Origin of the sequence: Stygiolobus sp. RP850M (assembly GCF_037389295.1) — an archaeon.
In the GTDB taxonomy this organism is placed as follows: Archaea; Thermoproteota; Thermoprotei_A; order Sulfolobales; family Sulfolobaceae; genus Stygiolobus.
The window spans coordinates 22,127-46,859 of record NZ_JBBHKU010000034.1 but is presented as its reverse complement, the minus strand read 5'-3'; the positions used below and the strand labels follow the sequence as shown (position 1 = coordinate 46,859).

The 24,733-nt window shown below is 37.8% G+C and carries 23 protein-coding genes; 13 read left to right on the top strand and 10 right to left on the bottom strand.

Translation table 11 applies throughout. The features are described 5' to 3' along the window. Entirely contained in the window at nucleotides 1-1,767 is a 1,767-nt protein-coding gene (locus tag WIW52_RS03330; RefSeq protein ID WP_337708615.1) for a peptide-N4-asparagine amidase, read from the top strand. Between the two features lie 51 nt (nucleotides 1,768-1,818). Next, nucleotides 1,819-3,024 (top strand): mandelate racemase/muconate lactonizing enzyme family protein, encoded by a 1,206-nt coding sequence (locus WIW52_RS03325; protein ID WP_337708614.1) that lies wholly within the window; start codon nucleotides 1,819-1,821, stop codon nucleotides 3,022-3,024. Between the two features lie 36 nt (nucleotides 3,025-3,060). On the opposite strand, the gene WIW52_RS03320 is transcribed toward WIW52_RS03325, so the two are convergent. The 3 genes from WIW52_RS03320 to WIW52_RS03310 all read right to left on the bottom strand — a co-directional run bounded on the left by WIW52_RS03320 (nucleotide 3,061) and on the right by WIW52_RS03310 (nucleotide 5,986). Then, nucleotides 3,061-3,954 (bottom strand): metallophosphoesterase, encoded by an 894-nt coding sequence (locus WIW52_RS03320; RefSeq protein WP_337708610.1) that lies wholly within the window; start codon nucleotides 3,952-3,954, stop codon nucleotides 3,061-3,063. 96 nt (nucleotides 3,955-4,050) lie between these two features. Continuing rightward, entirely contained in the window at nucleotides 4,051-5,466 is a 1,416-nt protein-coding gene (locus WIW52_RS03315) for an APC family permease (RefSeq protein WP_337708609.1), read from the bottom strand. A 205-nt stretch (nucleotides 5,467-5,671) separates the two neighbouring features. Beyond that, nucleotides 5,672-5,986 carry a hypothetical protein gene (locus WIW52_RS03310; RefSeq protein ID WP_337708608.1) on the bottom strand — a complete coding sequence of 105 codons (315 nt, stop codon included), beginning with the start codon at nucleotides 5,984-5,986 and terminating at the stop codon, nucleotides 5,672-5,674. Between the two features lie 167 nt (nucleotides 5,987-6,153). On the opposite strand from WIW52_RS03310, the gene WIW52_RS03305 reads away from it, so the two are divergent. From WIW52_RS03305 to WIW52_RS03290, 4 genes are read left to right on the top strand one after another with little or no spacing between them, the layout of a single operon-like run. Continuing rightward, complete coding sequence (locus WIW52_RS03305) at nucleotides 6,154-7,656, top strand: hypothetical protein (RefSeq protein ID WP_337708607.1); 1,503 nt, start codon at nucleotides 6,154-6,156, stop codon at nucleotides 7,654-7,656. Nucleotides 7,657-7,665: 9 nt separating this feature from the next. After that, nucleotides 7,666-8,484, top strand: a complete 819-nt coding sequence (locus WIW52_RS03300; RefSeq protein WP_337708606.1) for a class I fructose-bisphosphate aldolase — start codon at nucleotides 7,666-7,668, stop codon at nucleotides 8,482-8,484. Between the two features lie 12 nt (nucleotides 8,485-8,496). Further along, on the top strand, nucleotides 8,497-9,678 hold the full coding sequence (locus WIW52_RS03295) for a glycosyltransferase family 39 protein (protein WP_337708605.1): 1,182 nt from the start codon (nucleotides 8,497-8,499) through the stop codon (nucleotides 9,676-9,678). Beyond that, entirely contained in the window at nucleotides 9,668-10,432 is a 765-nt protein-coding gene (locus WIW52_RS03290) for a nucleotidyltransferase family protein (protein WP_337708604.1), read from the top strand. The genes WIW52_RS03295 and WIW52_RS03290 overlap by 11 nt, the downstream gene beginning before the upstream one ends. Here the strand turns inward: WIW52_RS03290 and agl3 are convergent. Next, nucleotides 10,416-11,576: a UDP-sulfoquinovose synthase gene (agl3, locus tag WIW52_RS03285; RefSeq protein WP_337708603.1), complete on the bottom strand. Its 1,161-nt coding sequence runs from the start codon at nucleotides 11,574-11,576 to the stop codon at nucleotides 10,416-10,418. The two genes, WIW52_RS03290 and agl3, sit on opposite strands and share 17 nt — an antisense overlap. 42 nt (nucleotides 11,577-11,618) lie before the next feature. Between agl3 and WIW52_RS03280 the strand changes: the two genes are divergently transcribed. Further along, nucleotides 11,619-12,518, top strand: a complete 900-nt coding sequence (locus tag WIW52_RS03280; RefSeq protein ID WP_337708602.1) for a BadF/BadG/BcrA/BcrD ATPase family protein — start codon at nucleotides 11,619-11,621, stop codon at nucleotides 12,516-12,518. On the opposite strand, the gene WIW52_RS03275 is transcribed toward WIW52_RS03280, so the two are convergent. Further along, on the bottom strand, nucleotides 12,504-13,940 hold the full coding sequence (locus WIW52_RS03275; RefSeq protein WP_337708601.1) for a gamma-glutamyltransferase family protein: 1,437 nt from the start codon (nucleotides 13,938-13,940) through the stop codon (nucleotides 12,504-12,506). The genes WIW52_RS03280 and WIW52_RS03275 overlap by 15 nt on opposite strands. Before the next feature lie 53 nt (nucleotides 13,941-13,993). Between WIW52_RS03275 and WIW52_RS03270 the strand changes: the two genes are divergently transcribed. Genes WIW52_RS03270 through WIW52_RS03260 form a run of 3 tightly spaced genes read left to right on the top strand, consistent with a single transcriptional unit; the run spans nucleotide 13,994 to nucleotide 16,894 of the window. Further along, entirely contained in the window at nucleotides 13,994-14,356 is a 363-nt protein-coding gene (locus WIW52_RS03270; RefSeq protein ID WP_337708600.1) for a hypothetical protein, read from the top strand. Further along, nucleotides 14,346-14,591, top strand: coding sequence for a MazG nucleotide pyrophosphohydrolase domain-containing protein (locus tag WIW52_RS03265; RefSeq protein WP_337708599.1), 246 nt, complete (start codon nucleotides 14,346-14,348; stop codon nucleotides 14,589-14,591). Before WIW52_RS03270 ends, WIW52_RS03265 begins: the two co-directional genes overlap by 11 nt. Before the next feature lie 5 nt (nucleotides 14,592-14,596). Then, nucleotides 14,597-16,894 carry a tRNA(Met) cytidine acetyltransferase TmcA gene (locus WIW52_RS03260; RefSeq protein WP_337708598.1) on the top strand — a complete coding sequence of 766 codons (2,298 nt, stop codon included), beginning with the start codon at nucleotides 14,597-14,599 and terminating at the stop codon, nucleotides 16,892-16,894. 129 nt (nucleotides 16,895-17,023) lie between these two features. Here WIW52_RS03260 and WIW52_RS03255 read toward each other — a convergent pair whose 3' ends face one another. After that, a complete protein-coding gene (locus WIW52_RS03255; RefSeq protein ID WP_337700152.1) occupies nucleotides 17,024-17,791 on the bottom strand; it encodes a cytochrome C oxidase assembly protein in 768 nt (255 codons plus the stop codon). A 109-nt stretch (nucleotides 17,792-17,900) separates the two neighbouring features. Further along, nucleotides 17,901-18,296, bottom strand: coding sequence for a CBS domain-containing protein (locus tag WIW52_RS03250; RefSeq protein ID WP_337700154.1), 396 nt, complete (start codon nucleotides 18,294-18,296; stop codon nucleotides 17,901-17,903). Between the two features lie 203 nt (nucleotides 18,297-18,499). On the opposite strand from WIW52_RS03250, the gene htpX reads away from it, so the two are divergent. Beyond that, entirely contained in the window at nucleotides 18,500-19,468 is a 969-nt protein-coding gene (gene htpX / locus WIW52_RS03245; RefSeq protein WP_337708596.1) for a zinc metalloprotease HtpX, read from the top strand. Between the two features lie 26 nt (nucleotides 19,469-19,494). On the opposite strand, the gene WIW52_RS03240 is transcribed toward htpX, so the two are convergent. Continuing rightward, nucleotides 19,495-20,613, bottom strand: a complete 1,119-nt coding sequence (locus WIW52_RS03240) for a GMP synthase (glutamine-hydrolyzing) (protein WP_337700526.1) — start codon at nucleotides 20,611-20,613, stop codon at nucleotides 19,495-19,497. A gap of 48 nt (nucleotides 20,614-20,661) precedes the next feature. Then, complete coding sequence (locus WIW52_RS03235) at nucleotides 20,662-22,047, bottom strand: cobyric acid synthase (RefSeq protein WP_337708595.1); 1,386 nt, start codon at nucleotides 22,045-22,047, stop codon at nucleotides 20,662-20,664. Between the two features lie 18 nt (nucleotides 22,048-22,065). On the opposite strand from WIW52_RS03235, the gene WIW52_RS03230 reads away from it, so the two are divergent. Together WIW52_RS03230 and WIW52_RS03225 are read left to right on the top strand one after the other, a co-directional pair. After that, nucleotides 22,066-22,815: an adenosylcobinamide-GDP ribazoletransferase gene (locus WIW52_RS03230; protein ID WP_337708594.1), complete on the top strand. Its 750-nt coding sequence runs from the start codon at nucleotides 22,066-22,068 to the stop codon at nucleotides 22,813-22,815. After that, nucleotides 22,770-23,687, top strand: coding sequence for a cobalamin biosynthesis protein (locus WIW52_RS03225; RefSeq protein ID WP_337708592.1), 918 nt, complete (start codon nucleotides 22,770-22,772; stop codon nucleotides 23,685-23,687). The genes WIW52_RS03230 and WIW52_RS03225 overlap by 46 nt, the downstream gene beginning before the upstream one ends. On the opposite strand, the gene WIW52_RS03220 is transcribed toward WIW52_RS03225, so the two are convergent. After that, entirely contained in the window at nucleotides 23,610-24,629 is a 1,020-nt protein-coding gene (locus tag WIW52_RS03220; RefSeq protein WP_337708590.1) for a zinc-dependent dehydrogenase, read from the bottom strand. The two genes, WIW52_RS03225 and WIW52_RS03220, sit on opposite strands and share 78 nt — an antisense overlap. Nucleotides 24,630-24,733 lie beyond the last annotated feature (104 nt).

The following is a 24,733-nucleotide window of genomic DNA, read 5'->3' as shown; positions in this document are numbered from 1 at the left end:
ATGAGAAAATTCTTCGTTTCATTTTTAGTTTTTCTTATAGTTTTTTCTCCTACATATTACTCTCTAAATACTGTAAATATTCATGAAAATACCTTAACAATCTCTAGGCCTCAACTCTTTTATAACATCACCTCGCCTATCCTTAAAGGGTTTACAGACCCTAAGTATTACTCCTTCCAAGCCTACGAGGTAAAGCCTCCTAACGTTACACCAGTTATAATTCATGTAGCCACCAATGCAATATTTAATAACACCGGTTTGACGCCAGAGAACTTCACCATTAATGTTCCTAATGGTAGTTATAGCATGGTTATAATGAACGTTAGTATTTCGGAAAGTAACGGTATTCAATACGATAGGCAGGTTTACATATTTATTAATGGTGTCCCTATATTTTGGGGCTCTACTCAAGAGATCAATAATTCTACCGCTTCTGTAGACTTAACCATGTTTGAGAACTTATTAGTGGGCAGAAATGTTACGTTTCAAGCCGTCATTGAGAACTTCTATGATGCTAAGCTAAACATAACGGGTGTTTACCATCTTAATATTACTCTATTATTGTATCCCGGTATCGAACCCAAGGGCTTACCTAATGTGTTTATCCCTCTCTTCGTGTCTAAGTATAACTACTCTTATACCATTCTTAATCCTTTAAACCCCTCCACTAGCCAAATAGTTAATATTCCTAACGGAACATATATGATGAAACTACTGATTTATGAAGAAGGAGGAGGGCTTGACGAATTCTGGTACACCAATGAGCCTGCTACAAGAAGTATTGAAGTATATTACAATGGTAGCCTTGTCGGTGTGGTAAACCCGTACCAAACTATCTATACTGGAGGAATAGACCTATTCTGGTGGAAACCTATGCCATCCATTAATACATTAGCATTTCATACACCGTATATAATTGACCTTACTCCTATGTTAGCTCTAGGTAATAAGGGTGTTATTACGGTTCATGTCACAAATCTAAGGGAGACCTTACAGATCACTGGGTCTACTGCTTTTGATTGGGATATTGCAGGCGTATTAATACTATGGGTTAACACTTCTAATCCACTTATCTCAGGCAAGTTGTTAACGAGCTATACAAGATACGTAGACTCTACGCCCATATTTACTGCTGGGTTCTCAGGAATATATTATCAAGAGGTAGGGAACTACCTCGTAAATTACTCGGCAATTTTGAAGTTTAAGAGCGGTACTGAATATTCTCTAGTAACACAAGAAGGTAGGTTTACTGCATATCAGACTTTTAATAATATATATGAGAAAGCATATCTAGATGAAACGTTCAGCGAATATTCACTAGAAAGCGGGTTAGTAAACTCCACAATGGTCATAAGAGGCAACTATCCTATACTGTTACAATTCTCGGCGTTTGAAACTCCAATATCCAATCCCAATGTAATTCCTTACAACTTGACTTATATTCAGAACGGTACACTATCATTAGGATTATATTACTACTTTAGTATCTCCTATTCTTCGAGTAATAATACTATGTGGATCAAAGAAAATGAGACAAGTATAGGAGGGTTCAGTGGCATCTTAGAGATTATAAACAAATATGGTGGGGCATTACTAGTAAGCCTTACATCTAATAATGCCCTAACTGAAAAGAGCCTTACCGCCGAGTTCCTAGTTAATGGTGAAGGCTATAAAGAGTTATTTAACGCTGAAGCTTCGCAAAACAGTACCACTAATTTATCTGGCTATTACATTAAGATCTCAGTGAACTATATTCCGATTAGCTAATTTTTCCCTACTAACATTTTTTGTCTGTTTTGATAAACTTAAAACTGTAGAATAGAGATTTTTCTTATGTCAAAGATTTCTCAAATAGAGCCTATATTATTAGCTCATCCCGAAAAAGGGAGTGCCACATGGGCTTCAGTGATGATACTTGTAAGGGTAGTGACCTCAGATGGAATGATAGGATATGGAGAAGCTGTCCCTACACTTAGAGTTATTAACGTATATAATACTATAAAACAAGTAGCTAAGGGTTATATAGGAAAAGAAGCAGAGGAGCCTGAGAAAAATTACCATGAGTGGTACAAACAAGACTTCTACTTAGCGAGATCTTTTGAGTCAGCTACAGCTACTAGTGCAATAGATCAGGCTCTATGGGATATACTGGGGAAAGAACTAGGAGCCCCTATATACAAATTACTTGGCGGTAAGGTGAGGGGCAAAATACCAGTGTACGCTAACGGTTGGTATCAAGATGCGGTATATCCTGAAGATTTTGCTGAAAAGGCTAAAAGAGTAGTGAACATGGGATATAAAGCATTGAAATTTGATCCTTTCGGTCCTTATTATGACTGGATTGACGAAAAAGGATTGAAGGAAGCCGAAGCTAGGGTAAGAGCTGTAAGAGAAACAGTTGGTGATCAAGTGGATATACTAATTGAACATCACGGACGTTTTAATGCTAATAGTGCAATAGCTATATCAAAAAGACTCGAAAAATACAGTCCAGTTTTTATGGAAGAGCCGGTTCACCATGAGGATATAGAGGGTTTGAGAAAATATAAGTCTGTTGTGACTTCGCTCAAAGTAGCACTAGGTGAAAGATTAGTGAGTCTTAAGGAGGCAATGTTTTACATTGGTGAAAGATTGGTAGATATAATACAGCCCGACCTCTGCAATATCGGTGGGATTACTGTAGGTAAAAAGGTTGTAAGTCTTGCTGAGGCTAATGACGTTGAAGTGGCTTTTCATAATGCATTTGGTTCTGTTCAAAACGCTTATTCCTTACAGTTAAGTGCAACTGTTAAAAACTTGTATTTACTGGAAAACTTTTACGATTGGTTCCCTCAGTGGAAGAGAGATATAATATATGATGAGACTAAGGTTGATAACGGACATGTAAAAATTCCTGAGAAACCTGGAATAGGTGTCTCTATAAATGAAAAAGCGATCGAGAGTATGCAAGTAGAGCCTAGAGAATTGGATGTTGTAGATGAACCAGTTTGGGTAGTGAAAGGTACATGGAAGCATTTCAGCTAAAAATGTTTTTAAGCTAAAACTGATTTTTCATTTCTTTTACAGTCCATTTAGTTCATAAATTGTTTTATCCTGACCTATAAGTATTCTTTTTATTTCATCTCCATTTATGTACAATATTCCCGCAGACTGACCGTGGTATACGCTAGAGAAGACTGTTATTATCTTTTTATCTATATCGATCCTAAATCCGTCTACAGCCTCGTGCCCTCTTATAATCCCCTTAAGACCTGTTTGTGACAGGAACTGGTCCACTACTTTTTTCCCGAAGTAGTAAATTCCCTCACCTCTTATGTTTGGCACAAATGTGAGCTCTTCTAATCCTTCTCTTGGATCATTCCAAAGCAACTGCATTGCTATAGTATCCGAAGGTTCAGTATCTGGGTAAGGCAATTTTTTAATGTCATCTACGCTATTAATACCTAAGACTAGATTTCCGTCACTATCAACTTTAGACGGTAAACCTCCATGAACACAAAAATATCCGTTAACTACGGCTGCGTAAGGCATGTAAGAGAAGAAGTCTTTGAATTTTTCATACACATTCTCGTCACCAAACTTTTGCTTCACTTCATCATAGAAGCCGTAATAATAGTTTGTAATTGGGCTCTCGTGATTTCCGCGTAAAACCAGAACCTTTTTACCATCCGTTTGAACCATTTTTTCTAATATAAGTTGTAAATTTTCAACACCTTTAGGTGGGTATCTATCTACATAATCGCCTAGGAATACTATTAGATCTACTTTATCGTAAAAGTTGTCAAAGGCGTATTTAGTAATATCAATTGCACCGTGTGTGTCACCTATAAATACAACTTTTTGTGCTTTAAACTCTCCTAAGAATGTCCCATATTGCTTGAATATGTCCTTAGCTTTTTCAAGCAATTCGAAAATGTTCTCTTGTTCTTCCACTTTTTGTTGTTCGTTTGACATACTATATGATTTGTATTAAGTGTATTTTAAAGGTTTAAGGAGTCTTATTATAGATGGAATAAAAGTCGAAAAATTAATATTTTCCTCGGAAAAACCTTAAGCTATTCTTGCAGTTTGTTTGTATCTCTTTAAGTACTCATCGATTGTTATCAATTCGTTATTATCATCTACTACCAACGTTCCAGGCTTACCGTATCTACCTTTTAAGATATACCATAGTGTTGCTACCGATAGGATAGTTATTAATGTTGTTGTTTGGAATGTATCAGGTATCTGAACTGATAGACCTATGCCGATCAAGTTAATCAAAGATGAGACCACTGGAATAACAGCTGTAGCTATATTTAGTCTTCCTATGAACCAGTATAGAAGAGGGACACCAAAACCATCAATTATCCTTCCGCTTAGCCAGAATATACTTGATATAACACTTATTTCGGTGAACGCGTTTTCTGGTGAACCTGTAACAATCAACGGGATTAATGTGAATAAGGCTGATATCAGCCCAACGATCATTATTGCGACAATAGGTTCATTTTCTTTATTGACTTTTTCGAAAACTTTAGGCATTACTTTTTCTCTAGCTAAGTTGAATAGTACTCTAGATGCTCCTACAGTTGTTCCTATGTTAGATGCTAGCAAGCTGTTTACAGACAACGCAAGTCCAAGCATAACAATAGGTAGTCCGAATCTGAAGAGTTCGTATAAAAGTGGCTGAGGATAATTTGATAGTGAAGAAAAAGAGCCGTTCCATAATGCTACCAAACCATAAGTTCCAGCTAATATTGCTCCTCCTCCTAATATTAAGGCTAACCATATACCGGCTGTTATGTTCTTTCTGGGTGTCTTAGTTTCTTCTCCTAGATAAGTAGCAGCCCCAGCTCCAGATATACTTACAATAGATAATATCATTGCGGTTCCTATTGTGCCGAATGAAGTACCTGGAGCGGGAATGAAGAATGCGGGATTAAATCCTTTCGTAGCTATTGCGTAAGCAAAGAGAGCGTAAAGGAAAATGACCTCTAATGTCGCACTCACACTAACAATATAACTTAGTAACCTTCTGATGTGAATAAGATATGAGGCTATTGTAGGATAAGCTAAACCCACAAGTATTGCCAAACCTAGCGCGTAAGGAGGTAAAGTTATGTTTAATAACTGGAGTATTATGTCAAGAACGAGATATATAGTTAAAGCATTAACTGCGTTTAGACTAGAGTAAGCTATTACCTCAAATATAGCTTCATAATAAGCTACTGTTTTTCGTCTCCACGCTGCCGCTCCATATGTGTAGAAACCACCAGCTGAAGCTAACTGGGTTGAATATCTAGTGAGTGTATAAACCCATAATGCGCTTCCTATCAAAGCGAGGATTGTCGCAAATACTACTGCTTGTCCAGCATACGCTATTGCAGCAGTAGTTGTGGAAACTACACTACCCAATGGTGCTGTAACTGCCATAGCTTGACCGTAAGCTTCTCTAATCGATAGACTTGCCTTAGAGAGGCCCATAAGACTTCCCTATAAGCTTTACTGTCCTAAACTATTTTTAAAATTATCTAATTTTCATCCCTCCCGGATCAGCAAAGCTTATAAGACAATACGTTGAAGAAATGTTTAGTTAGCTTATAGGGGAATTAAAAAAAATTGGTATTATTTGGGAATTGATAAGAGACTTTTTTGTCAAAAGTTAAATAAAACTAAATTATTCCTATTGTTATTTCCCTAGTTCTTCTATTACTTTCTTTATATTTTGCTTAACTTCCTCAAATCTGACTTTAGTGTCAGGTGGAAAAGGCTTCTTAGGATTTATAGAATTTAATAGATTTAAGGATTCATTAAGTAATTTTACTGCGATATGTGTAGCAGTTAGTTTTTTGTAAGCTTCCTTGACCTTTTTTACCGCCTCATTCCATACCTTAAGGTCTTCTTCCGTGATTGTACCGTCTTTTACTAAATATGTTCTAAAATCGTCATCAGAAAGGGGTATATCGTTGTCTATCAGTCTCCACAAGATGTCCTTAGCACTCATTAAACCTAAATAAATATTATGTGATTAAAGAATTAACTGGAGGTACTTTAGGCAATATGATTAGCTAGCATAAAGACTAACTGGGGGTCAGTTGTGAATATTATAATATAACTAACAGTAAAGTGTTGGAAACATTTTATATTGTGAACTAAACAAATTGATTTCGAATGGAAAAACAAGGGAATACCGAGAAGAGTAGAGTGAGACTGGTTTATACTGGGCTGGTCAACTTAAGTCTGAGGTTATTTACGTCACCTTTATCATTCGTTTTCATGTATTTAGTAGCCCACTATTTAAGTAGTCTAAGGAACGGAGTACTGCTCTTCGCTACATGGCAATCGATATTTGTTTTAGTGACGGGCTATTTTACAATTCCGTCTGATATATTTTCCCTTCTAACATCAAGATATACTGCTGAAAATAGACCGGTTGGTGGAGCAATAATAGTAAATTTAGTATCTGGTATTATAACAACAGCAGTCTATATTCTTCTTATTCCTTATTTCATGTCTACATTAGGATATTATGATCCTTTTGCTTTCTTAATTTCTTCTCTAGTAATTATTACGTTCTATGTTAATAAAGTGGTCATAGCTATAGCAAGAGGTAGGAAACCTATAGCAATAGGTATAGGCTATAGTTTGTTTCAAATCTCTAGGCTTGGCTTCGTAATTCTAGCTTTTTACTTTTTGCACTTGACAATTATAGGAGTAGCACTAGCATACGTTATAGGATATGTTGCACAAACTTTATATAACATTTCATACGTAGATGCTAACTTAAAAATAGATCTTAAAACAACATTAGTTATAATAAAGAAGTCACTAATTACTATTATTTATTACATCCAGTTGATAGTGGAGGCATCATTAGTTTGGTTGGCTTTAATAATTACTAGAGATGCCGAAATAGTATCTTATTTTGAATCAGCCTTAATTATAGCAAATATTGTAGGATGGTCACAATCAGTTTACGATGGTCTGATAGCAAAACTAGGCGAAACTAAATCTAAAGATGTTGTAGAGACCTCATTAAAGCTTTACTTTGTTACATCTGCGCTTTTTATGGTCTTTACTATTGTCGAGGCTCACGCACTTCTGTATCATATAAGACCTGAGTATGTTATGTCTATCTATACCATCGTACTTTTGTCAGTATCTAATTTCGCAAGGAATCTATACACGATCTTTTACTATTCCGTGTTCATGATCGATAAAAGTATGGGGGTTGATGACGATCTTTCATTTAAGGGATATACGGCATCATTAAATAAATCGAATCTTACGTTTTCAATAATTGGAATTGCGGTGTCAACAGCTCTTGTATACTTATTCAAAGGAACTAAACCTTACGAGATCTCGGCTATGATGACGATAGGTCTTCTTATAAACTCCCTCTGGATGCTATTTTCCTCATACAAATTAAGCAAAAGATTATATAACTTCAGCGTTCCCTACAAGGAAATTACGTCCTCAGTTTCGGCGATGGTGATAGTGGTTTTGGCTATGTTGGAATTATCGAAAAACGTGAGTTATGAGTGGATGTTACTGAATGCCGTGATTTCGACATTTATGTTCATAGGATTACTTTATCTGTTCAACCCTTATGCCCGTTATCTAGTTGAAGCTTCCCTTAGGGAGATAAGAAAAATTCTTATGTCGAGAATTTAATTAAGTGCTATGACCGGTCTTGAAATTAGGATGAGAAAGCTCTTCGAGAAGAACAGAGCTTTTGTGGTAGCGTTAGATCACGGTCTTGTTATGGGTCCCCTAAAAGGCTTGGAAAGAATTGCGGAGACCGTGAGAAAAATATCGTATAAAGGACCTGACGCTCTCCAAATGACGCCAGCTATGGTAAGGATCCTTAAGGAGAACTTTTTCTCGAGATCTTCTCCGATGTTGATAGCAAGGCTTGACACTGCTAACGTTTGGAGGCAAAAATACAGAAAGTATGAAAGTGGTTATTATTCAGCTGTTTATACTATTAGGGACGCTATAGAGGCGGGAGCAGATGCTGTAGTGACTTACTTAGTTGTAGGATATGGTGAAGATCAAGTTGAGGGTGTAAATGTCGATTATTTGGCGGCTCTGAGGAGAGAGTCTAATGACTACGGGTTGCCATTTATAATTGAGCCTTTATTTGTTGCACCGGATAACCCTGACTCTATAAAAGAGCCTGAGTTGGTAAAATATGTGACGAGACTAGCATCAGAGATAGGTGCCGATATACTAAAAGTGGACTATACGGGGAGCAAGGAATCTTTTAGGGAGGTAGTGAGTTATGCTTTTGCACCAATCCTTATAAGGGGAGGTCCAAAAACTAATTCTGATGAGGAATTCTTGAAAATGTTAAAGGAAGCGTTAGATGCGGGGGCTAAAGGAATTACTGTAGGAAGGAACTTGTGGCAATCTGATAATCCTGATAAACTAGCTCAAGCAATTTCCTACCTAGTTCACGATAACAAAGATCTTGGAGAAATCTTAAAAGTATTAAAATAGACATTTTGCTTAATGCTAAAAGAGTTTATTATAAAGAAATCTAAGTTGCTATCAGAAATCGCCTTAGCAGTAATGATCTTTTTGTATACGTATTTTACAGTAATCACCTTTGCCCCGATTAACGGTTATGTTGGAGATGAAGTGTGGTATCCTTCTGCAGCTTATAATATTCTGAAGTTTATATTTCACATAACTCCTCCTATGTATTATCCTTATCCTCAGGAGTCTAACATTCAGAATTATATTAATCCCGAACATCCTCCTTTAGCGAAGTATATAATGGCGATTTTCATAGTCTTGTTTGGTTATAAACCTCTAGCGTGGAGACTAGGAAGTTGGATAGTGGGTGACTTAATGATTATAGTCGGCTTCTTATTAGCTAGGAAACTTGTAGGAGGAGAGTTAGGCAATATAGCGGGTCTAGTAGCCGCTATGCTAATAATACTATCCCCTAATTTATGGTTACTGCATGGTATAGCAATGCTAGATATTTACGTAAGCTTCTTCATTTTATTATCCATTTACTTTTTGCTCAGTGATAATCTATTACTAGCCTCTATTACTTTAGGTTTAGCATTTGCATCTAAGGAAAGTGCGTTTCCTCTAATCTTTCCCTTTCTCTACTATATTGGAGAATTTAAGAAAAATCCTATACAGAGGGCCGTATACAGCATGGGAATTCCAGCTACTGTATTTGCAATACTATCAATTCCCATAATGATTTATTTCGATGGTATATCGGGGTGGATTCATAATTCCTTTTTATATATGCTAGGCTGGGATGCTACAAACGGGCATATATCTCTTACAGCTATAGACCAGATATCGACTCCCTGGGATTGGTTTTTGGATATACATCCCTTTTACGCTGGCTATAACTTCTACGCGAGTACTAATCCATTTATAATGTGGGCGTGGGTAGTTACTACACCCCTCGCGTTCATAATACGAGACCTGAAAAGTATTATACTTACGATATCTGCATGGACAATATGGCTATCGTTTTGTGTTGTATATATTCTAGGTAATCATACGTTGTTTAGTTTTTATGTTACTGATTTTGCCGGAATAATAAATGTTTATGTCCCAGTCTCAATTTTTAAATTCTATAGATGGATCTCTACGAGGAGGTCGGAGAAAGTTAATAATTTTGTAAAACAAGACAATCCTGGGAGTCCTTCTAATGTCAGTTAAGAAAGCTGTAATTACAGCAGCAGGTAAAGGTAGTAGAATGAAATATATAACCTCGGTTTTACCAAAAGCTTTATTACCTTTATTTAAAGCCGAGGATGGAAAAATAGTTATGAGACCTATAATAGACTTAATAATGGATTCTCTTCACGCTGCTAGTGTAGAGAAATTCTGTATAGTAGTTGGTAAACATGGTAAACTACTAATGGATTACTTATTCGAGAGGGAGGTGACTTTTGTATTTCAAAAAGAGCCTAAGGGTTTCGGGGATGCAGTTTTAAAGGCCGAAGATTTTGCTGGTTCTGATCCCTTTTTCGTTCACGCAGATGACGGTGTATTAACTGGAGGGTATAAGGAGGCTACTTCACTTTTCGGTGAGATTAGACCTGAAGTTGTTCTCTTATTGAGAGAGGTTAAGAATCCTAAGAGATATGGAGTTGTTACTGTACAAGATAAAGGTATATACATGAATCACAAGTTATTCAAAGTATTAGAAGCAGATGAAAAGCCAGAAAACCCTAAGTCTAATATAGCTATATCGGCTGTATATATTTTAACTCCTAAAGTGTTCAGGGCTTTGAAGTCTATTACCGTTGAAGAGGGAAAAGAACTGGAATTAACCTACGGAATTCAGGGAGTTATTAATGATGGTGGAGAAGTTTACGGAATACTACTAAAAGATGAGAAGTGGCTTAACGTAGGAGATCCAACAAGTTATTATGAGGCGTTGAGTAGGACTTTTACTTCTTCCACTTAGTTTTAGGAGGAATTACGTGTCTATATCTCTCTAACCTTTCTTTGTAAGGTAGTAAGTCTTTTATCATAATTTTAACTTCTTCAGGTAACCTCTTCTTAGGATAGAAACCTAGTGACGGAAGGATTTTGATCTCTGGGTTATAGTAATGCTCTTCAGCCTCTACTCTGGGATTAGGATAGTTGCCTATCTGAACATTTAAGCCAAGTTCCTCTCCTGCTTTTTTCACAATCTGAGCAATCTGACTAACAGAGTAAACCTCAGCAAACTGGTTAACGAGCCTATATTCTCCTTGTTTAGGAGGATGTTCCAGAAGTAGTGTTAAAGCTTGCATACTATCTTCAAGAGACAGGAAACCTCTGGTTTGACCTCCTTTCCCGTAAACTGTTAGTGGTTGCCCTATTATGGCTTCTACACAAAATCTGTTTACAACAGTCCCCCAAACTTCATCGAAGTCAAAACGTGTCCTTAATGTCTCTTCTATTATCTCTTCAGTCCTTGTACCGTATACTGGTCCCTGCATTATATCTGTCACGGTAAGTTCTCCACTGATCTCATTAAAGTAAAGGATAAAGTCAGTATCGTGTATCTTAGTAATGTGATATATTGAACCTCCTTTTCTAGGAACTATTATTCTGTCTTTCATTCCGTTCACTATGGCGTCCACGTATATACTTTCTGGTATGTTAAATGAAGGCGTACCGTACTCGCCCATTGTTCCCATTTTAAGGAGATGTATAGTAGGGTCTACTTCGAAAATCGCCTGAATAACCCTAAGGGTTCCGATCTCATTGTTAATTACGGTAAAAACTGAGTGATCCATATCTATCATCGAGTATGGGGCCGACCTCTGCTCGGCGAAATGAACAATAGCGTCAGGCTTATGTTTACTAACTATTTCCTTAAGGAAAGGATAGTCCGTGACGTCTCCTTTATAAAATGTTATATCGATGCCAAGACGTTTCTTCGCTTCTTTAACTCTTTCTTCAGGCTCGGGCAACGGAAAAGCGGAATCTGCCCCTACCTCTTGTGAGAACTTTCTTGTGAAAAGATTATCTATACCTATGACTTCATGACCCCTTCTAGCTAATCGTAAGGCTAATGGCCAACCCAGATATCCATCTATTCCTAGTATTAGAACCTTCATTTACATAATCTTTATGAATAACGTATAATAAGATTATTTCTAATGATAATAGTAGGAGTCGATGCTGGAGGCACTAAAACTAAGGCGGTAGCTTACGACGAGGAAGGTAATCTAATAGGTGAAGGGAATTCTGGCTCAGGAAATTATCACAACGTAGGTTTATCTAAGGCTATTGCCCACATTAAAGAATCAATCTACCAATCCACCCAGGGTAAAGAGCCAGACGTTGTTACAATGGGTGTAGCCGGTCTTGACTCTAGGTATGACTGGGAGAACTTTTCACCCTTAGCTATGAACATAGCTAAGAAAGTAATTATAAAGCACGATGGTGTTATAGCATTATTTGCTGAAACCCTAGGACAACCAGGCGTTGTAGTAATTGCAGGGACTGGAAGTGTAGTAGAAGGATATGACGGAAAGGATTTTTACAGACTGGGTGGAAGAGGTTGGTTATTGTCAGATGATGGGTCTGCGTATTGGGTATCAAGAGAAGCATTAAGAAAGATAATGCGTATGATGGACGGATTAGAAGACAAAACCCCTCTTTTTAACTACGTGACATCGAAAATCGGGGTAAGAGAACTTGACGATTTGGTTCTTTGGGCATACACGAGTAGCTGCCATATAGACGTAGTGTCATCGGTTGCGGAGGCAGTAGATAAAGCAGCTAAGGAAGGAGATCACGTAGCGATATCTATCCTAAAACAAGGTGCAGAAATCCTAGCTCATCAGGCAGTGACTCTTGCTAAGAAACTGAGGGTAGACAAGGTTTATCTAAAGGGTGGAATGTTTAAGTCACCAATCTATTTGTCAGTTTTCAAAAGCTATCTTTCTCTATACAATATTTCTGGGGATATAGGAACTAGATCCCCAGAACTAGGCGCTGTAATATTAGCATTTAAAGAACTCGGCTTAAATCCTTCTAAGTTAGTTAGCAGGTAAGGCTATTCCCTCGCTTCTGGGATCAGCTACACCTATATATATGTCTTTTTTTCTCTTCAGGGCTTGAACTACCCCTACTTCGTTAGTAAAGAAGTCAAGCTCTTGAAATGGTAGGTTAATTCTTTTTTCATGAACTATTCTGTCTCCTAAGAATGCGAACCGCGGATAATACACAGCATCATCAATTTCCAATCCGTAGTCTACATAATATTGCAATACCTGCGTGTGGATTTGTGGTCTTAAGTCACCCCCAGCACAACCTATTATTAAACTTTCATCGTCTTTTTCAGCCCTAAGAATAGAGAGTGTGTGAAGGGGCCTCTTTCTAGGCTCAGGTTTGTTGTGCCCTTCAGTGAATCCGTAACCTCTGTTGTTGAACACAATATTTTTGACTGTTATTCCAGAGCCAAATGGAAAGAACAAGCTCTGTATGAACCCGACTTCATTTTCACCATCCGAAACTACAAAGAAAGTGGTGTCTTTTGTGTTCATTTCCATTCCTGATGACGAGTAACTAGAAAGTCTTCTTTTCAATCTTTCTTCAGATAATAAGTCTTCTTCAGGATAATAGAACCTCGGATCCGTAACGAACTTGTTTCTATCTTCATAAGCTAATATGAAGATATTAACGAGTTCTTTAACTCTTTTAGGGTCATCAAATCTTAACTTCCACGTTTCTTTAATTTCAGCCATTTTTAATGACTCAAGTGTGGTAATCCCTTGGCTATTAGGAGGTAATTCGTAAAGAGTGTAACCTCTATATGAGGACTTTAAGGGCTTTACAACTTTCCCTCTAAAGTCAACGAAGTCAGACAGTTCAACATTTACACCCTGAGAGTTTAAACCCTCCACTATCTCGTCTGTGAGTTTACTCTCGTAGAAATCTCTTGGGTCTTTTGATATTATCTTTAACACTCCACTAAGTTCGTTGAGTTTTAAAATATCTCCCATTCTTTTTCCTTCAAAAATTTCGCTCCAACTTCTTGGCATATTATTTGATTTTGATATAACTTTAGCTAACTCTCTTCCCACGTAAAACCCATTAGCAGCTAAAGATATTGCGGGTCGTAAGACCTCTGATAAGTCCATCGTCATATATTGTCTGTATACAAAATCCCATAGGTCAACTAAACCTGGTATTACTACTGTAGAAGGATCCCTAACTGAGGCTATCTTTTCGACGTTAAGTCTTTTAGGAGACCAACCTGACGCGTTATAAGCTATTATCCCTTCAGGGGTTTTAGCTAAGAGGAAACCGTCACCTCCCAATCCGCTGGTATGGGGCATAACGACCGATAAGACAGCACTAATGCCGATAGCTGCATCAAAGGCGTTACCACCTTGCTCTAGAATCTTAACCCCTACATGTGTTGCTATATAATTTTGAGTAGAAACAATTTTTTCTCCGAGAGCTGTTTTCATGTTATATTTAATTTTTTTAAATGAGGAAAATAAGACAATAGGTTAATATTGAAATGGATTTGCCTGAGGAAATAAAGAAACAACTTAACGAAGGAGTTTGTATAGTGTGTTATGAAAACGTAGTCATATGTATGAGTAAAGATGTACCTAGACGTTTGGATGTAGAGATAGACCTTGAAGTAGATAGGGAGAGCGGAAGTGTGGTTTTAAGGCATATAATTAAAGACGATCCCGAAAATCCCCTTACATTAGAGTATTCTGTTGATAAGGAGTTTGTTGAGGCTGTAACTCAAAAGAATGGTGAAGTAGTTGTGTATTTTGTAGATGAGCAGTTTAGGGAGGAGATGAATTTTAAAATAAAGATAGACAAAGAAGATCTAAAACTCATTAGGAGGGAAATAGGTCTTGGAAATTAAGTACGTTCAAGAAAAAATGAAGGAAATGTACTTTGAGAAAGACAAGCTGAGAGGTACTTATGGTACTTTTACATGGTTAGTTGAGGAGGTAGGAGAGTTGGCTGAGGCATTATTAAGCGGAAATAGAGATGCAATAGAGGAAGAAATTGCTGACGTTATTGCTTGGACAGTTTCTGTAGCAAATCTTCTAGGTGTAGATGTAGAAGAAGCTTTAAGGAAGAAATATAACATTTAACCGCCGTGGAAAAAGAGCAGTTCTTTCAACTCCTTAAGGAGTCTATAGAGGACAGCAGGGAGAGGTATTACAGAAACCTTGTTTATATTGAAGACGCTGAGAAATACCTCGATTTGGTTAAAGAAGTTCTATTGCTTTACTTGTCGATAAATCCTGAAGCTCAAGTTGCTTATGCATTTCACCCTTGGGTTAAGGGAGCTAAAGACAGAATGAAAGAGATGAGATCGCTATGTAAAAATTTTGTAGATATTGATTACTCAGCTTCAGAGAGGTATTTGGGAGCGACATTTGATGTTGTGATTCTAGATCTAGTGGACAACTTCGAACCAAATTATACAGGAAGGTTGGTGGATTTAGTTAGAGGAGGAGGTATAATAATTCTTTATACTAATTCCTTGACAGAAGGGAAACTTTTCAGAAATTCACTCATTAAGAACGGAAAAGTCAGGGATGTTTACGAGAAAAGATTCAAGAGAAAATTAGAGGAACATGAAGGTATATTTACAATCGTTAACTCGGTTTATAATGCGAAACCGTTTAAGGGTAAAATCGGAGATAAGCCTAGACCACTCATACCGCCTAATCAAATAATGCCCGAGGCTCTTCATAGCTTGTGCTTGAGCCCTGATCAAAATAAGGTCTTAGACTCATTTGTAAACCTTAGAGGATCCAACAGAAGAGTTTTAGTAATTACAGCATCCAGAGGGAGGGGAAAAAGTGCAGTGACAGGTTTAGGTTTAGCTGGCTACCTTTATAGAATCGCAGAGAGAGAAAGAGGGAAAAAGCTTAAAATAGTTATAACCGCTCCCTCGATTTCGAGTACTTCTCAGACTATGGAATTTTTAAAGAAAGGTTTGGAAGTACTAGGTATAAAGCATAGAGAGAAAAGGTCTAACTTGGGTTTTCTTAACTCGATAGAGGGAGAATTCTTTAGAGTTTTCTTTGAAGCACCTGAGGCGATACTTGAGACAGAAGGAGACATATTGGTAGTCGATGAAGCTGCTGCGGTTGGCATAGGGATTATAGATTCAGCACTTAAGATATGGAGGAAAGTGGTTTTAGTCACTACTGTTCACGGGTATGAAGGATCTGGAAAGGCATTTCTCAGATATTTAACTAGAGTCCTAAAGCAAAGGAAGTCTACCGTTTACTGGCAGGAGATGAGAAGACCGCTAAGATACAGTGAGGGAGATCCCATAGAGAAGTGGTTATACGATGCTCTCTTGTTAGATGCTGAGCCTAAAGAACCGGAAAAAGATAAGCTTACTGTGCTTCAGTTCGAAACGTTAAACCAAGAAGAGTTATTTGCTGATGACGAGAAGTTAAGACAAGTATACGGTATTCTAGTTACTGCTCATTATAGAAATAACCCTAACGACCTGATGATAATGGGAGATGGACTACACCATAGATTAGTATCGTTGAATACTTCCGATGGAATACCCATAGGAGTAGTCCAAATTGCTGAGGAAGGAGGGCTCTCAGAGGAAATGATAGAGTCAGCCCTAAAGGGGGTTACATTCGATGGTGACCTCATCCCTGATAGGCTCATTAAACACGCTAGGTTGAAAGAATTTGGAAGGATGAAAGGTTGGAGAATAGTTAGAATAGCTATAATGCAGGAACTTCAGGGTAAAGGTTTCGGTAGTGAAATGCTAAAGATGGTAATAGAAAGCGGGCAATCTCATGGATTGGACTGGATAGGCTCAGCTTTCATGGGTGATGTAAAAGTAATAAATTTCTGGATCAAGAACGGCTTTAGAATAGTGCATGTATCGCCTAAGAGAAATGAAAAACTTGGCGATTTTCCTGTAGTTGTTATGTATCCTTTAACCGAAGTAGCCGAGAAAGTGGTTGAAATTGCGTCCTACATTTTGAAGGATAAATTGCTCAACACTATCCATGACGTATATTTCGGAATGGATCCTGAAGTTGCTAGACTAGTAATCTATGGGACAAGGGCTCATAAAGACGTAGATATAAACAAGATCTATATAGACAAAGCTGTGGCCTTCATACAAGGAGTTAGCCCTTACGAGTCTTCTGCTGACGGAATTCACATGTTAACTCTCAAGTATTTTTGGGATGCCAGAAGGAATTGGAGCTTAACTCCGGAAGAAGAAATGTTATTAATTGCCAAGGTCCTACAAGGGAGACCGTGGAGGTTTACATCAGCGTCTCTAAGGTCTAACAGAACGCATGTTAATGAAATGTTATATGAAATAGTAGCTCAACTTCTTTACAAGTACTACGGGATAACAGCTGATGTTAAAACTGGGGTCGAACTTAAAGATATAAGTTAATGATGAATTTCACAACTCGGAATCGATGAAGAAGTGCACCTCGACTGATCGATCTTGTATTTAATTTTTTTAATTCTTGCTTAAAAACAATAAGAATGGGAAAAACTATATATCTCGTTATGTAAAAGTTCATGTGAAAAGTAATGCAACTACTACAGCCAGTGAGAATAGCTGGTGAAGCCCTATTAAAATTCCAGGTTTTTCAGGGTTCTTATTTATAGCCTTATAGGTTAATATTCCTATAACGGCTTCAGCAACTCCAAATGCTAAAGCTATCCACATCTGAAGGTAAATCAGGGCTACGAAGAATATTAATGCGGCAATACCGTGTATAGCCCAAGCCCACTGAAGTTTATTCTTAGGCCTTCTGACATCTCCGATACTCAATCTCATTCTTCTAGTGCCGGTGACTACTCCTCCCATGAATATGACGAAATATAGAAAGTGAGGTGGTATTATAGCATCTTCTAGGAAGCTTATGAATTGTGAAGCTGGAAATTGGGTAGCTAATAAGAGATAACTTACAAACGTCGTGTAAGCTGCTATGTCATGGAGTCCTTGAAATATAGACGGTAATTTTCCAGCAAGCACATACAAGGTTGCCATGCCTAGAAGTGCTGTAAATATGACGCTGACGAAGCCTATTAGAGTTATCATGTTAAAATCTAGGACCAATAATGTGAGGGAGATCAAACCTACTAATGTTGCTGAAATCCTGTGTATAGCTTCAGGATCTCCTTTTATTGCTACTGACATAATATCTCTGGTGTAAGGCCAATTAGTACCTAAGGACAGACCGTAACCATATCCCTCTACTATTCCGCCCAGTATTATTGTAGTAGCTGCCAAGCCCGAGCCTATATAAGCTAATGTCGGAAATGTAAAAGCGGGTATCATAGGTAAAAATTTCACATTTAGTTTAAAAAACCTTGCACTGTTAATTAAAACGTCAAGACATTTTCATTATTAGATTATTTTTGATAAAATGTTAAATATAAGAGAAAAATTATTCAAGATTTTCAAACATATCATCTACAGCTCTAGCTATATCACGTATGGAAATTATACCGGTAAGCTCACCCTTGTCGTTTACTACCGGTAAATGTCTTATGTTAAATTGTCTCATTAATGCTAATGCTCCAGTAACTGGTGAATCTTCCTTAATTGTTATCAGGGAAGCGGTCATGAACTCCTCAGCTTTTGTGTCTAGCTTTTTTCCTTTACCTATTGCCCTTACAATATCACGTTCAGTAATAATGCCTACTGGTTTACCGTTTTCGACCACGATGACAGATCCTATATTCTTTTCAGTCATTATCTTTGCGATTTCATAAAGGATAGTGTTCTTATCAACTGTGATAACTGAACTTTTCATATATTCTCTTACAATTTCCTCTGCCATAATAATCACTATCTCTATAGAGATTAATAAAGCTTCTCAGCTTAGCTCTCAGTTAAATGTCTTTAATGATAAATTTAAATGATTATAAGTACAGATGAGACTGTGATATTCTATAGAAAATTTTCGCACTTCATTTTCATAATATCCGTAAGGGATCTCATTTTTGCATAAGGTTTTTAAAAGTTTGGACGGATAATAAACGTATGATAAAAGAGTTAACAAAGTTTAGATTAGGGATGATAACTGCAGTAATTGGTACAGTAGTATTAGGTTTTCTACTACTTCTTGGGATTTTAGGCTATTTCTTAGGATTTGGAGAATTTCCTTACGTAATAACTGGAGCACTATCAGTTCTTACAGCCATCACATTATTACAGTGGCTTTTTAGCCCCCTTCTCATAAAATCACTCTACAAATTACACGAGGTTACTCCATCAGACCCTAATTATAATTGGCTATATAATATAGTGCAAGAGGTTTCTATCTACAATAGGATATCCATTCCTAAAGTTTACATTGCAGATGTTCCTTTTCCGAATGCATTTGCGTTCAGCAGTCCGCTTTACGGTAAGAACGTTGCGGTGACTTTGCCGTTACTTAGAATATTAACTCCTGAAGAAATTAAGGCTGTAGTGGGGCATGAACTTGGTCATCTTAAGCATAGGGACACTGAGCTCTTACTTGCCGTAGGTCTGATACCAACGCTACTTTACTGGCTCGGTTACTCTCTGTGGTGGAGCGGAATTTTAGGAGGAGGAAATGGGAGGAATAATAATGGAGGTTCTCTATTCCTAATAGGTATTGTAATGATCGCTCTGAGTTACCTTTTCAATTTTCTAGTCCTTTTCCTGAATAGGATGAGAGAATCTTATGCGGATGTGAACGCAGCTTTAACAATTCCTCAAGGAGCTAGGAACCTTCAAACAGCATTGGCTAAAATCGTATTATATACTGACCCAAGAGTATTAGAAAAGGCTAAGAAAACAGCAGGAGGCAGTGTAGGTAAGATGCTATTCTTCTCCTCTTTGGAAAGGCCTGAGATAAGCTCATCAGACGTAGAGGAACTAGTACAGCTATGGAAGATGCAGAAAGTAAGTAGACTTAGTGATATATTCAGTGACCATCCTCATCCTGCAAAAAGAATTAAAATGCTGGACAAATTCATAAGCTAAAATAAAAGTTTTTTATCAAAAAGGTATTATTCAAATTCTATTGTAGCAGGAGGCTTAGTAGTTATGTCATAAACCACTTCTTTTATATTCTTGCTGAGTGAAGAGATTTCAGATGCTATCTTCTCGAGGAGCTCCCAGTCAATTTTTGCAAATTCTGCAGTCATAAAATCTTGTGTTAAAACCGCCCTTATGCCAATAGTGTACTTCCCCTCAGGATAGCCCTCACCTACTTTTACTGTAACGTGAGTTATATCGTATGAGGTAATTTTTTCCATAACCCTTCTCAATTTTTCATAATCCTTATTATTGCACTCAACTTTGGCTATTCTACCATAAGCCCTTACATCTCCCTTTACTCCGGTAGCTTTACTGGTGTATGTATATACGTCGCAACCAACTCCTTTAGACATTTCAGGTTCGTAACTCGAAGTCGATTCAAAAATAACTGCAAAATATTGAGAGTAATCCATGCTATCTAAGTACTTCTCTACTACCTTTGTTGCTTTCCTCACTAATTCTAGCTTTTCTCTTGTAACTTTACCTACTACTCTCACTAACAAACCTGGACCTGGGAACGGTTGTCTGTTATAAATTTCCTTAGGTAACCCTAAATACCTAGCTAGGTCTCTCACTTCATTTTTATACAGGTCGGCTAAAGGTTCAACTATTTTAAATCCCCACATTCTTTCAGTATCTATACCCAATTGCACTAGGACGTTGTGTTGCGTTTTTATTCCTCCTTGGGTTTCCACCCAGTCGGCTGCAATGGTACCTTGGATTAAGTATTTAGCATTGTACTTCTTAACAAGTTCCGATAATGTATTGTAGAAAAGTTGTCTAAATTTTTTCCTCTTCTCCTCAGCGTCTGACATTCCTTCTAGCTCAGATATGAAGTTTTCGCTCACATCAACTACTTGTAAAGGCATAAGGTTTCCCACCATCAACTTTACCTTTTCCGCTTCTCTCTCTCTTAGGAATCCGGTATCTATCATTACGGGAATAACCTTATCGCCAAGAATTCTATAGGCCAATGCAGCTGCAGTGGTACTGTCGACTCCGCCACTTACAGCAGCTATAGTTTTTCCATCTACTATTTGTTCTAATTGTGGTTTTACTTCCTCAATGAACTTGACAGGATCAAACAGCATTTATATAAATGAGTAAAATTCTTCCTATTAAAACCTACTATTTATTTACTTACCTAAGTAAATATCCCTTATTTCGTCAAAATGTAAGTATTTTTTCATGATAATAGTCAATTTTTCGACCTCGTCTTTTACTGTGTCTTCGAAACTTTTCGTGTTAATCTTTACGCCGAATTTTTCCCTAAGAAGCTTTTTACCCCCCTCAGAGAACATCGACCCGTGTATGCTGTAACCTAAGTAATTATCTTTTTCAGCTCCGTCCGGTATATTTACCTCCTTCAAACCCCTTTTAGTTATAATAAACAAGGGTTTTCCATAGTCCAAATACTTGATTCTCCCCCTTCTTATTTCGTAGCCGTTTACCGACAAGTCGGTTTCTGATAAAGAAACGATTTTATCCCTCTCATAAATCGTTTCCACATCAAGTAGTCCGAGCCCATTTACCTCTCCTTCGCTAATCTCCACGTTATATGGGTCTTTCAGCTTCCTTCCCATGATCTGAAATCCACCGCAAATTCCAAGGACTTGTTTTTTCTTGAGGACTTCGACGAAGCCTTTATCCACTAGATACTTTAAGCTTTCTAACGTGTTTTTGCTCCCAGGTAAAATTACCAAGTCACTTTTAGCAATTTCAGATGGTCTTTTAATGAACCTAACTGTCGCGTTTGAGTCCTTAAGTGCGTAGAATTCGTTGAAATTACTCATATAGGGATAAGATACTATCACAATATCGAGTTCTCCTTCACCTAAATTTCGGACGTTCATAGAATCCTCAGGCATTATAAGGGGCTCATCAAATAACGGGAGGTAGCCCAAATACCTCATTCCAGTTTTTTCTTCCAACCACTTTATTGCAGGTTCGAGGTATTTTTCTTCCCCTCTGAACTTGTTTATAATGAACCCCTTAACCTTTTTTCTTACTTCTTGAGGTAAAGTCAGATAAGCCCCTAATGCTGAGGTAAAAGCTCCTCCTCTATCTATATCTAAGGTTAATATAATTGGGATCTGTAGTTCTTTTGAAAGTTTTACAGCAGTTATGTCCTTTTCGACAAAGTTTGGTTCGATGCCCCCTGCGGATTCAATTACCATCTCATCCCTAACTAACTCCTTCACTTGAATCCAAGCTTTAGGTAGAAAATGTTCGTAATAATAGGACGCGGAGAAGCTACCCAAAGGTTGGCCCATAAAAACTATTTCTATTCCTCTCCCGTCCGGTTTCAGGAGGATGGGGTTCATATATCGTTTGGGACTTAATCCAGAGCCTATAGCTTGGTAAGCTTGAATAAATGCTATTTCCCCGTAGTCTAATGTAGGATAACTGTTCAATGACATATTTTGGGCTTTAAAAGGGATAGCGGAAAACAGTCTTACTAGACCTGCGGCTATAGTAGATTTTCCCGAGTCACTCATCGTAGAAGCAATTATAATAGCCATACTTATCAGATAATCAGGATGAAGGTATTTAAGGCGATTCTGGCTCAACTTTCCTTTTTCACAATTATCCCTTCTATTTCAGCTCCCTTAGAAGAGATCGCGGGGTTTTCATTTTCCGCACCACTAATTGTAGGGGCATTCACTGGTATTCTGGACTTTATATTTCTCTACATTTCCCATTTCTTTTTGGGAAATACGGCGTTCCTTCTCCTGATACCCTTTGTAGAGATAATAAGGGGTTTTCATCATCTTGACGGGCTCTTGGATTACGGCGATGCTCTAATGGTTAAAGACTACCAAAAGAAACTCAAGGTGTTACATGACGTTCAAACTGGGTCCGGGGCAATAGGTCTTCTTTTAGTTTATGTGACAATCTTTGTAGTAGCCACATTAAACCTAAAACCTTCTGTTTTTACCCTTTTATCAGCAGAAGTCCTAAGTAGAGCGTCTGCTATATCCATTTTAGCGTTATTACCACCAATTGAAGGCAGCTTTTTAGCTAAGGTCTTTTACGATAAGTTAAACGGTAAATGGTGGAAGTTTATACTCATTCAATTAGAGGCTTTACTCTTTTCCTCTTTACCTCTACTCCTTGCTTATCTATTATTGACAGTCTTCTTCTTCGTTCTGTGTAAGAGGACACTGAAAGGGTCTTCTGGTGATTACGTGGGTTTCGTTATAACTTTATCTTTTCCCATTTACTTATTAGTTGCGGAGAAGCTTTGTTGCCAATTCTCTATCTTGCAATTGCTCTTGATCTTGCACTAGGTGAACCGCCCCTTTGGCTTCATCCCGTAGTATGGAGTGGAAAAATTTCTGAAAGATTAATCGTTCCTTATAAAGGTAAAGCTTACGGAATTTTACTTTGGTTCGTATCAGTAATGCCAATACTTGTTATACTTTCCTTGGTTTTTTTAATTCCAATACCGAGTGTAGAGTTAATTTTGGCTATAATCTTCTTAAAGACTACTTTTTCTATTAAAATGCTCTACACACTTGTCAAAAAGTCAGCTCCAGTCAACGAGGAGTCCAGAAAATATACACAGCAGTTAGTAAGAAGAAACGTATACGAGCTCGATGACGGACACGTTATTTCAGCCGCGATAGAGTCCCTATTTGAAAGCCTTGTAGATGGAATAACTTCTCCCTTATTCTGGTTTCTTTTTCTGGGATTCCCGGGTGCATTGTTACAGCGACTTTCTAATACTATGGATTCTATGGTTGGATATAAAACGCCTGAACTGATTAAACAAGGTTGGTTCTCAGCTAAGGTCGATACATTGCTCAACTACATACCTGCCAGGCTTACGTCTCTATTCATGGTTATCTCGGCGTATCTCATGGGGATCAAAGTCAATGGAGTTTTTGAGGAAATTAGAAGAAGTGAAATAGAGAGTATTAATGCCAAATATCCAATAACAGCAGCCGCAATAATCCTGGGCGTAGAACTAGAGAAACCCGGATATTATACAGTGGGAAAGGGTAACTTGCCTACTGAGAACGATCTAAAAAGGGCTCTTAAATTGTTCAAGTTGACTTTGTCTCTTTATCTTTTGATTATCTCAATCGTATATTATTATCTTTACGGCCTCGCCCTCTTTAGCTATCCTTACGGCCTCGTTGAACTGATCAAGTGGTAATCTATGAGTGATCAGCTTCGTCACATCAACTTTCTTTTGGGCTATTAACTCTAACGCTTTCTTCGTATCCTCTTCTACTGCTGCGTTACTTGATATTATTGAGATCTCGCTGTTTAACAATTCACTTATATCGTAATTCAGAACCGTCCCCTTATAAGGAACACCGAAGAGTAGTACGTATCCCCCTTTTCTTACGGCAAAGAGACCGGTAAGTATGGCCTGAGGTGCTCCAGAGGCTATTATAGCGATATCAGCACCTCTTCCGTCAGTCAACTTCTTGACTTCAGAGACCACATCACCTTTCCTAGAATTTAGTGAATAATCTGCCCCCACTTTACTTGCATACTCGACTCTATAATCGCTTATGTCAGAAGCTATCACTGTTCCTGCCCCTTGTGCCTTAGCCATCATTACGTGAAGTAATCCCATGGGTCCCGCTCCTATCACCAGTACGCTATCTCCCTTGTTAATCCTTACTCTGTTCTGAGCCCTTACCACTGTAGCTAACGGCTCTATAAACGCCCCTTCATCAAAGCTCACATTATCTGGTAAGACTAATATTCCCCCCCTTACTACGTTCCATGCAGGGACTCTGAAGTACTCCGCAAATCCACCGGGATCGAGGTTTGTCTTTCTGTAATAGGGGCACATAGTGGGGCTTCCGTGCTTGCAATAGTAACATTCATAACAAGGGACGTGGTGATGTGCAAAAACCCTCTGTCCCTTACGTAAAAAATCTACGGAAGATTCCTCTATTATTCCCGAAGGTTCGTGTCCCAAAATGGGTTGAGAAGCAGTGTATTGCCCGCATATTTTTTCCACGTCTGTCCCGCAAAGACCGCAAGCTTTCATCTCTACTATGACGTCTCCCTTCTCCTTTATCGTAGGTTTCGGTAGTTCTTTTATTACAGCTTTTCCGTTTTCGAGGACTACAGCCTTCATTAATGATGCTATCGTAAAAAAGATATTAAACCCATCGTTTAGATTTAGTCAAGTTGCAACATAATTCTGAAATTTTCATATATGTAAAAATATTAATAGTAATA